The organism is Monashia sp. HAY1-2A (assembly GCF_056755315.1).
The window spans coordinates 1-221 of record NZ_JBNDHY010000585.1 but is presented as its reverse complement, the minus strand read 5'-3'; the positions used below and the strand labels follow the sequence as shown (position 1 = coordinate 221).

Below are 221 nucleotides of genomic sequence, written 5' to 3'. Positions count from 1 at the left end.
TCCGTCGTCGGCAGCGTCAGATGTGTATAAGAGACAGGGAGGCGGGCCAGGCTCGAGGCGCTCAAGGCCCGGCTGGACCGGGCCAGCCCCTCGCTGCGGACTCGCGCCCTGCTCCGCCACTGTCTCTTATACACATCTCCGAGCCCACGAGACGCGTAGTAATTTGGGGGGGGGGTGTTTGGTTTGGGGGGGGGGGGGGGGGGGGGGGGGGGGGGGGGGGG

General features: G+C 70.6%; 1 protein-coding gene. It reads right to left on the bottom strand.

The genetic code is table 11. The features are described from left to right. Positions 1–221: hypothetical protein (locus ACPYOM_RS23150; RefSeq protein ID WP_481347766.1), on the bottom strand; the 221-nt coding region annotated here is incomplete at both ends.